Raw genomic sequence first — 9,892 nt, forward strand, 5'->3', positions numbered from 1 at the left:
TTTTTGCACAAATATTTACTAATGTCCGCTGAAATAGCGCGAATTACCGGCAAAGAGGGGGAGGCTTTGGATTTATATGAAAAGTCAATTAACTCAGCTAGAGAAAATGATTATATCCAGAACGAAGCGATAGCCAATGAACTAGCGGCAAAGTTCTTTCTCGGTAAAGAATACACTGTGCTAGCAAAAGCCCATATTCTGGAAGCTCACTATGGCTATCTTAAATGGGGCGCGATCGCTAAAGTGAATCATGTGGAAGAAAAATATCCGCAGTTCTTTTCCGGAGTATCTGTAACCGGCAAAGCTGGGAGTCTGAGCAACATAATTTCTTCTAGTACTGGCAGCGATTCGGGATTGTTGGATGTAACGACAGTCGTGAAAGCCAGCCAAACCTTAGCGAGTGAGATCGTTTTAGACAAGTTGTTAGAAAAGTTGATGAAAATTGTGATTGAGAATGCTGGAGCGCAGAAAGGCTTTCTCATTCTGGAAGAATCAGGCAACTTAGCGATCGCTGCTGAGGGAGAAGTCGATCGGGCTGAGGTAACTGTTCTCCAATTTATTCCCGTAGAATCCAGTCATAAGGTTTCTCCTGCTATTGTCAATTATGTAAAAAGAACGAAGAATAATTTAGTTTTAAACGATGCCACTAACCAAGGCTTATTTAAATCAGACTCTTACGTTTTACAATATCAGACTAAATCTATATTATGTCTTCCCATTATTAAGCAAACGCATCTAATTGGTCTGCTTTATCTTGAAAACAATCTGACGACTAATGCTTTTACACCTGACCGATTGAAAGTTTTGGAAATGCTGTCTTCTCAAATTGCTATCTCTCTAGAGAATGCCAAACTCTATGATGAGATGACAGCATTAAATGCTGACCTCAAGCAAGAAATTGACGAGCGCAAGCAGGCAGAAAATCGCTTACGCGAAAGCGAAGAGCGATTTCGATTGATTGCCGAAACTACTCCGGTTCCTCTACTGATAAGTCGTGTATCTGACAGCCAAATTCTGTATGCGAATATGGCGTGTAGCTCAACTTTGGGTCTATCCACGCAAGAATTGATAGGTCGTCAGGCACAAGAATTTCATTACGATCCTGAGGCTCGAAAAGAGTTGCTGAAGATACTGGCTAAAAATGGGTACGTCCGCAACTACGAATTTCAGGCGAAAAAGGTAGATGGAACGCCATTTTGGATTAATTTATCCATTCAGCCAATCGCATTCAACGGCGAGCAAGCAATGCTGAGTGGATTCCAAGACATTACCGAACGCAAACGGATGGAGGAGTTAAAAGACGAGTTTCTGGCAAATACCTCCCACGAACTCCGCACCCCGCTTAATGGCATCATTGGCATTACCGAATCTTTGATAGATGGTGTAACGGGGCATTTGCCTGAGAAGACAATTTATAATCTATCGATGGTAGTATCGAGCGCTCACCGGCTATCCAATTTGATCAACGATATCCTTGATTTTTCTAAACTGAAACATGGAAATCTACCGCTTAAAATCAAGCCGGTGGGAATGAGAGAAATTACCAATGTGGTGCTGACTCTCAGCCAGCCTCTAATTGGTAAAAAATCTTTGCAACTGATCAATAAAATTGCTCCCAATACACCGTCTGTTAATGCTGATGAAGATCGGGTGCAACAAATTCTCTACAACCTGGTCGGTAATGCTATTAAATTTACAGATTCTGGTGTGGTAGAAGTGTCGGCATCTGTGGTCGAGGAGGGGCAGAAGGAAGATTCTTCTGACGCTGAATATTTACCTTATCTAGCGATTACCGTTGCCGATACGGGAATTGGTATCCCCCCAGAGAAATTTGGCAAAATCTTTGAATCTTTTGAACAAGCTGATGGCTCAACAGCAAGAATTTATGGAGGGACTGGTCTTGGTCTTGCGATTACTAAAAAGCTAGTGGAATTGCACAATGGGGAAATTTGCGTAGAATCTCAAATGGGAGTTGGTTCCCGATTTACGTTTACCCTACCCCTCTCAAAAGAGGTGAAGGTCGAAGAATTGAAGGTTGAAGAAAGGTTTAAGTTTAAAGAATTGAAACCTCGGCTTGGAAACCTGCAACCTGCTAAACAGCAATTTGCAACCCAAAGTGGCGACATCAAGATTTTGATAGTGGATGATGAGCCAGTTAACGTGCAGGTGCTGGTCAACTATCTATCGGAGCAAAACTATTCCTTAACTCAAGCCTTTAATGGCATAGAAGCATTGGCAGCGATCGCGCAGGGGTTAAGACCAGACATCATTTTATTGGATGTAATGATGCCGCGCATGACCGGCTATGAAGTTTGCAAGAAAATTCGCGAACAGTATTCGCTTACCGAACTTCCCATTTTGATGTTAACTGCAAAAAATCAAGTATCAGACCTAGTAGAAGGATTTAAGTCTGGTGCCAACGATTATCTCATTAAACCAATCTCGAAAAATGAACTTCTAGCACGCATCAACCTTCATCTTCAGCTATCTAATCTGGAGGCACTGCGGCAAGCAGAAGCGCGAGAACGAGAGAAAGCACAACAGCTAGAACTCACTTTAAGCGCATTGCAACGTACCCAAGCCCAACTGATTCAGGCAGAAAAAATGTCTAGTATTGGGCAACTGGTGGCGGGAGTAGCCCATGAAATTAACAACCCAGTCAATTTTATTTACGGCAATCTTGCCCCTACAAATGAATATGCGCGAGACTTGCTCAATCTTATACAGATGTATGAGCAGTTTTACCCCAATCCAGTTCCAGAAATTCAGCGAGAGATGGAGACAATTGAATTGGAATACTTGAAAGAAGACTTCCCAAAAATCTTATCTTCTATGCAGGTAGGAGCCGAACGTATCCAATCTATTGTGCTGTCATTGAGAAACTTCTCGCGCTTGGATGAAGCAGAAATGAAGCCAGTAGATATTCATTCAGGCATTGAATCTACCTTGTTAATTTTGCAGCATCGGCTCAAACCCCAGAAAAACCGATTGGGGATTGAGGTGGTTAAAGAATTTGCTCGGCTGCCTAAAGTGGCCTGTTATGCAGGTCAGTTGAATCAGGTATTTATGAATATTCTCAGTAATGCAATTGATGCCTTAGAAGAGGTTTGTGGTTTATCGTTCGTGGGTCATGACAATGAACAATCAACCATGAATCATGAACAATCACCTACGATTTGGATTCGCACCTCTGTTGTAGAGGATGATCGGGTTGCAATCCGGATCGGGAATAATGGGCCTAGCATGACGGAGGAAGTGCAAAAGAAGATATTTGACCCCTTCTTTACGACGAAGCCGGTGGGGGCTGGCACTGGCTTGGGATTGTCTATCAGCTACTCGATTGTGGTGGAACGTCACGGGGGACAGATTCGCTGTATTTCATCACCCTTACAGGGCGTAGAGTTTATTATTGAGATTCCGATTCAGTAGCAAAAAAAAGGCTGATATAGACCAGGAGCAATCAAAATGAAGGCTTCTGGGGTCAGGTGCAAAGCGAATCATTTTCTTTGAGAGGCATCGCCCAACCGCTGACTAATTTACCGTGAAGTAACAGCATCTGGAATGCCAGAATTGCTAAATCCCAAAAAATGTTATACTATTCAAGTTATTAGGGCATGTAGCTCAGTGGATAGAGCATCAGATTCCGGTTCTGAGGGTCGGGGGTTCGAATCCCTCCATGCTCGTTGAAAGCCCTAAAAAGAAGAGGCGCGATCGCGTCTCTTCTTTAGCCTTTAAACTTTAACCTTTCGAGTAAACGCAATAACCACTCGCCAAAATTCCTTTTAAAAATTTGGAAGGATTCATTTCCCGGTCGATATCTGGCGAAGCAGAAATATCAACTCCCCTCAGTTGTTCTGGCAGCAGGGCAGATTTATGGGGTTTTATCGTGTATTGGGGGCATTTTTGCGAGAGTTGGGAATTTTTCAGCAGCCAGTTGATTTCCCGCAACGAGTATTGCTTTAAATCGGCTAAATTGAGTCCGGATTTCCTGACTTTCCTCAAAACTTTATCCAAAATATTTGCCGGACAGTATCGGTTGTAAAATAAATCCTCAAAAATAAAGACTCCCCCTGGCTTGATGACACGAGCAATTTCTGCCAGGTTCTTGCTGAGTTGTTGTTTTTCTAGGTGAAGAAAAACACTACTTGAGATTACAAATTCTATTGAGTTGTCCTCAAAGGGTAACTGACCCATTGGCATACAAATCAAAGAAAAATCCGATGAAGAGAATAAATTGTATGCCTTATGAAAGGTCAACATCCGACGTAGCATATTTTCGGAAATATCTATTCCGTAATACCGATCGCAGGTAATTTTTTTTTGTTTTGAAAGATAGGCAGCATGTCTGCCATATCCACAACCCAGATCCAAAATCGAATCAAAATGTTTGCCTGTCGGAATATTCTCCCAAACTTCTTTAGGAGTTTCTTGAGAAGAGGTAGTTTTTTCCCATTGCAGTGCAGCTTTCTCCCAGATTTGCTTAAGATTTAATCTAGAATCAGCTTCATAGTTTTTCGGGAAAAATATCTCATTGAGCAGTTGAAAATTGTTTAACTGAAGTTGAGATTTCTTTAAGGTCGGCATTTGACTCAATCTCCTCCCCTAGGCTGTGGTTAGATGAAAGCGACTATTTTGTATTCTTCAGTACCCCAGCCTTAAAGATTCGGGTAACTCCGTAAATATCCGGACTGATGTTCTTTATATTTAATCTTTCCTTCAAAAATATTGCTATGGCTGAGAGCTTATCTTTACTTAAGCTTTAAATAAGAAGAGAGCTGACCGCAGAAGTATAAAGTTTCTGTAAAGAAGACTAAAATTCTCAAGACACTAAATCCAGGATTTTCTCGTAAAATCAAGCGCACTCTGGGTTGTGGGTGAGAAAATGCTTATATCCGTATATCTTCGGATATAAGCCTAAAGATAGAGTCGTTACCGATTCTAGATGCTCGAAGAAGTATTAGATTTCTGTATCGTCAGTGTTTTCCCTCATCCCTCTGACAATTCGGGAGAGTTCGCTCTTTTCATCAACCGCAATCCGAGTAGGAGAACCACTAATAATTCGTTCGTAATTGCGGAACGAATCCTTAATTTCAGCTCCTGCGTCGCTAATCGTGTACTCGCGGATGCCTTTTTCATGCCACGAACCCCGCATTTTAAAGACATTGATAGCGCGGGACATTTCACCGCGAATTTCCACATATTGCAGCATCAAAATCGTGTCTGTAATGGTGGAAATATGGGAATCCGTAATCGAGTGGGAACCCATAAAGTGGTCTGTGGTATTGGTAAAAAAGCCAGTTATTTCCTCTTGCTTGGCATAACCTGTAACCCCAATCACAAACTGCCGAAAGGCGTTGTTGCTGACGCCTCGAGCTAATGCCGAAAGCGAATCAATAGCAATACGAGACGGCTTGAATTCAGCAATTTCCGACTTAATCATCTGCAAGTGGTCTTCTAACCCAGCCGACTCTGGATAGGTGCAAAGGATTCTCAGCAATCCTTTTTGTTCCATCTCCTCAAAATCAATGCCCCAAGAGTAGGCGTTGCGAGACAGTTGGGCACGAGATTCTTCGTAGGCAAACAAAATGGCACGTTCGTTGTTCGTACAGGCAACCTGCAAAAATTTGCTGACTAAAAGCGTTTTGCCAGTACCCGTGGCACCCGTTGTCAGAATGATAGAATCTTTAAAAAATCCACCTCCACACATTTCGTCAAGGGTTTTAACACCCGAAGACACCCGGACATTAGAAGAACGCTGGGTGAGCCGCATTGCTCCTAGCGGGAAAATATTGATGCCATTATTGGTCATGGTGAAAGGGTATTCCCCTTTCATGTGAGTGGTGCCACGAAGTTTAAGAATTTCAATCGTGCGACGACGGCGTTCTCCTTCCAAAACGTTGCGGACAATTGCCACGTTATCGGAAACAAACTCTTCTACTCCGAACCGCGCCACGGGGCCATATTCTTCGAGCCGTTCCGTCGTCATCACCGTAGTGACGCCAATTTGTTTGAGGCGAGCTACTAAGCGAAAAATTTCTCTTCGTACCACGGAAGCAGCATCATATTGCTGAAAAACAGCGGTGACAGAATCGATAGAAACCCGCTTAGCTTTGTATTTACGAATGGCGTACTGAATGCGTTCAATTAGGGCGGAAAGGTCAAAGTTACCGACGACTTCCTGCCCTTCTGGATCGGGTGAAGCATCCAGAATAAATAACTTTCCTTCATCAATTAAGCGTTGCAGATCCCAACCAAAACTGGAGGCATTTTTGATGATATCGGTAGGAGATTCTTCAAAGGTAACAAATACCCCAGGCTCATCAAAATAGGCAATTCCATTGTAAAGAAATTGAACGGCAAATAATGTCTTGCCAGTTCCAGAAGTACCACTGAATAAGGTAGTTCTCCCTAAAGGTAAGCCTCCATGACTAATATCATCGAAGCCTTCAATCATCGTCCGGATTTTTTGTACTCCCACCGGAGCCAATTCGGCTTGTGGCTCAATCGGATTAGTTTTACTCATCGCTCTTCCGTCGCAAAAATTGGCTCTACTTGCAGAAACGGGCTAGGAAACCTACAACAGTTTAAAGTCTAAAGTCTCCAGTCCGAATTAAAGTTTATAAATCCGCTTCGGCTTCAGCAAGTTCTTCATAGAGAATATCTAGCCCTACCAAGACTTTTTCCCGATCTGAAAGATCCCCAATGATTTTGCGGACTGGAGGCGGTAATACTTTTGCTAAGGTGGGTGTGGCTAATATTTTATCTTCCTCTGCCAGTTGCGGATTTTTGAGAACATCGATCACTTTGAGAGCGTAGACACCTTGAAACTCGTGTTCGAGGATATTTTTGAGTGTTGTCAAAGCTCGTACAGAATTGCTAGTATTTCCAGCAACGTAGAGCTTGAGAACATAAGTTTTCTTTAGCACACTCATAGCTTAGGGATTAGGGTAAGAGTTTTGGAGTGGGAAATCGGGATTGTCTAAAGTCTAAGGTTTTTTCGGAGTCTGCTTTAAATGAATCGCTTAAAGCGTAGGCTCATGACTCTCTAGGAATGGAACGGCGATACATTTCGCACAGGTGAGCAATGACATCAATTAAAGTCAATCGATAGTCCAGTAAGACTTCTTCACTCCGCCCCTCCAATTTCAGTTTTTTGGAAAAATCATCCATTAATTCCATGTGAATTTCAACAATTTGAGAAACAGAGAGATCGGCAAAAAAAGCCGTTGTCACAAATTGGTCGATTATTTGATTCAGTGTACTCTCTGTGGAAAAGTAACTGAGAACAATTTTGCGATATTCTGCTCGGAGTTGCTGTAAAAGTTCTTGCTTCTCCGTTCGGGATAGATAGCGGAAAAAAGACTGTGGATTTCGCTTATAGTACACACCCAAGTATCCTAATCGCTCCTTAAGTTTTTCAGACAGCCGTCGCTGCTGTAGCATGAGAAAGTTTTGAGTATGCAACTCGGTGATGGGATCGACGGTGATGGAGCGATCTGGCAGGAGACAGGTGGGAGCAAGAGTAAGAAACTGAGCGATCGCACGTTCAATCAACCGCGCGATTTTGTCCGCTTCGGTTGCAGCTACATAAACTTCCCCAGGGTGGTAGATGTAAGTCTCCAAGGCTTGGGTAGAATTCGGGGCGGTACGGGGGAGATTTTGCCCCTCTAGGGTGGTCGCTCCCTGACTAGCTTCGTCTGCTACCCCAGATAAAATCACAACTGGCAGCAGTATGCCTTGTTCGTACAAACGATTGACGAGGGGGCGCAACGATGAGTCTTCTTGTAAAACCAAACAATCAATTTGTTGCTTGTACTGCTCAACCCAGTCAAACAACTCCGGTAAGGATGATATCTGGTTTAGAAGATAGCGATGTTCTACGGCGATCGCTTCTTTGGGGGATTCGCTGCACAATGAATCGCGTAAGGACTGTGCCAGCGACTCCGAGCGCACAAAAGTACAAATAGACAGCGGATGATGCAAAACTTTAACTATTCTAGAGTAGAAATTAAATTACTGTTTGTCTGGAGACATCGCTCAGGAGGAGGATCTCTCACCGGCATTCTTCATTAACTACTTAATATTAATTTAATCATTAATCCAATTGTTATTAATTGTAATTAGTAGGCTCAAGAAGCCCCCTCGACCGAGGCATAATTGAGCAGTACCTTGTTTTTGCTTTTTTAAAACTAGCTCTACGAAATTCAACCTTTGTCAACTCCTTTTTAAATACCTATAGGCTGTAGGCAGGGAAAAACCCAAGCGATCTCCGCACCTACTGAGCCTCAGCGATGAATTCGAGCGGCGACGTACTGCGTGCGTTCTTGTTGCACTTTCCCCTAGCCAGGTTGGTCATGTCCATATCCACTCCCAGTTTAAAGGAATTTATCGAGCCAGTTCCCGTTTGCGAACAAACAGTGGCATTGGTGAGGGTGCTGGAGATTTTTAGCTCTGGTAGTTGCGATCGCCTGGTGGTGGTCAGCGAACAACAACATCCACTGGGAGTCATCAATCTGCGGGCAATAATGCCTCATCTTCTAGTAACAAATTCGTTCAGCCAAGAAAATTATTTAGTTGCTCCTTTGACGCTGGATTTACAGCAACCCCTGTGTCATCTAAATTTTCCGCTGATTGAACGGTTGACAACGTTACCGAGTCAGCTGTCTCTGAAGGAATTTCGCCTGTATTTGCGCTCATGCAATTCCCAAACACCGCAACATTGGGCTGTGGTCGATCCCACTCATCAATTCTTGGGTTTGTTAGATAGCCAGCGGATCTTGAAATTCATGGCAACCGCCGAAGGCAGCGAGGAATGGGGCATCGGCAGTAGTCAGAAGAGAGCTTCCCAAGCCTATACCCCAGAAGAACTCCAAGAAGACGCGATCGCTTTGCGGGAAGCAACCCCGCTCCGAGAAGCTGCCCTCCAGGCATCCGGACATCTACGCAAACCGCCCTTCCCTTGGTCAGTCGCAACAAACACAGTTCAACGCCCTGCTGCGGAGAAGCCGACAGGGGCACAAGTGGGGCAATCGCACGGCGGACACAGAACCTTAGTGCAACTGTTGGAACAACTGCCATTGCCTTTAAGATTGCAAACAAGTTCTGGACAAGCGATCGCCCAGAACCTAACTTGGCGTCAGCAGATTGGGGAAAGCTTTAACCCACCCGTAGTACAGCAAGAGGCACCTGCCAGATTAGATTCCTTGCCCTCGGTGTGGAGCGAGATATTCGTCGGAAGTTCTAGCGCCCAGGAAATTCAGCCTGCTCGGCGATGGGAGCCTTCAAAGCAAAGCAACCGAATCGATTTGGGTGCAGCTGAAGCTGTTAGCAGTGATTCTGCCAGCGTGATGTCAGCGACAGAAGCCACCCTGACTCTAAATAACCCTCTCGATAATTCCTCAGCAACCCAACCTTCTAGAACCTGGAAAAAGAGCAACGAGCGCATTTGGCAGTTTGTCAAAATTCCCCTGTGGCAGAACGGGGCTGAGTTAGAACTTCTCGAAACCTTAGGCAAAACCCCAGTACAGGAGTTCCGAGGAAATTCTTATCTTCCCGCTTCTTCCTCTTCACTGAATCCTGACCCGCAATCTTCAGCACTCGGCACTGACTTATGGCTGGTGATGGCAACTGATATCACGGAACAGCAGCAGGTTGCCAAGGAACTAACGGCTAAAAATGCGGATTTGGTGCAACTCAACCGGATGAAAGATGAGTTTTTAGCCTGTATCAGCCACGAATTGAAGACTCCCCTAACGTCCGTGCTGGGTTTATCCAGCTTGCTCAAGGATCGGGTACTGGGACAGCTGAACGAGCGTCAGGAACGCTATGCAAAGCTGATTCATCAGAGTGGGCGTCAGTTGATGACGGTGGTCAACGATATTTTAGATTTGAC

Annotated in this window: 6 protein-coding genes and 1 tRNA gene; 3 read left to right on the forward strand and 4 right to left on the reverse strand. The window is 44.1% G+C overall.

Annotated elements, in window-relative coordinates; all coding sequences use genetic code 11:
- The first annotated feature begins 21 nt into the window (after positions 1-21).
- Positions 22-3,429 carry an ATP-binding protein gene (locus H6F50_RS21340; protein WP_190430257.1) on the forward strand — a complete coding sequence of 1,136 codons (3,408 nt, stop codon included), beginning with the start codon at positions 22-24 and terminating at the stop codon, positions 3,427-3,429.
- Between the two features lie 181 nt (positions 3,430-3,610).
- Positions 3,611-3,683 (forward strand) — tRNA-Arg (locus tag H6F50_RS21345).
- 55 nt (positions 3,684-3,738) lie between these two features.
- On the opposite strand, the gene H6F50_RS21350 is transcribed toward H6F50_RS21345, so the two are convergent.
- The 4 genes from H6F50_RS21350 to H6F50_RS21365 form a co-directional block, all read right to left on the reverse strand.
- On the reverse strand, positions 3,739-4,584 hold the full coding sequence (locus H6F50_RS21350; protein ID WP_190430258.1) for a class I SAM-dependent methyltransferase: 846 nt from the start codon (positions 4,582-4,584) through the stop codon (positions 3,739-3,741).
- Positions 4,585-4,957: 373 nt separating this feature from the next.
- A complete protein-coding gene (gene kaiC, locus H6F50_RS21355; RefSeq protein WP_190430259.1) occupies positions 4,958-6,523 on the reverse strand; it encodes a circadian clock protein KaiC in 1,566 nt (521 codons plus the stop codon).
- Between the two features lie 94 nt (positions 6,524-6,617).
- The gene (gene kaiB / locus H6F50_RS21360) at positions 6,618-6,932 is read right to left on the reverse strand and encodes a circadian clock protein KaiB (protein ID WP_190430260.1); all 315 of its coding nucleotides are present in this window, start codon (positions 6,930-6,932) and stop codon (positions 6,618-6,620) included.
- A 103-nt stretch (positions 6,933-7,035) separates the two neighbouring features.
- Positions 7,036-7,983 carry a circadian clock protein KaiA gene (locus tag H6F50_RS21365; protein WP_190430261.1) on the reverse strand — a complete coding sequence of 316 codons (948 nt, stop codon included), beginning with the start codon at positions 7,981-7,983 and terminating at the stop codon, positions 7,036-7,038.
- Positions 7,984-8,354: 371 nt separating this feature from the next.
- Here H6F50_RS21365 and H6F50_RS27310 point away from each other — a divergent pair.
- A partial coding sequence (locus H6F50_RS27310; protein WP_277879372.1) for a histidine kinase dimerization/phospho-acceptor domain-containing protein occupies positions 8,355-9,892 on the forward strand: 1,538 nt, incomplete at its 3' end.

The organism is Coleofasciculus sp. FACHB-712 (genome assembly GCF_014695635.1).
GTDB lineage: Bacteria > Cyanobacteriota > Cyanobacteriia > Cyanobacteriales > FACHB-T130 > FACHB-T130.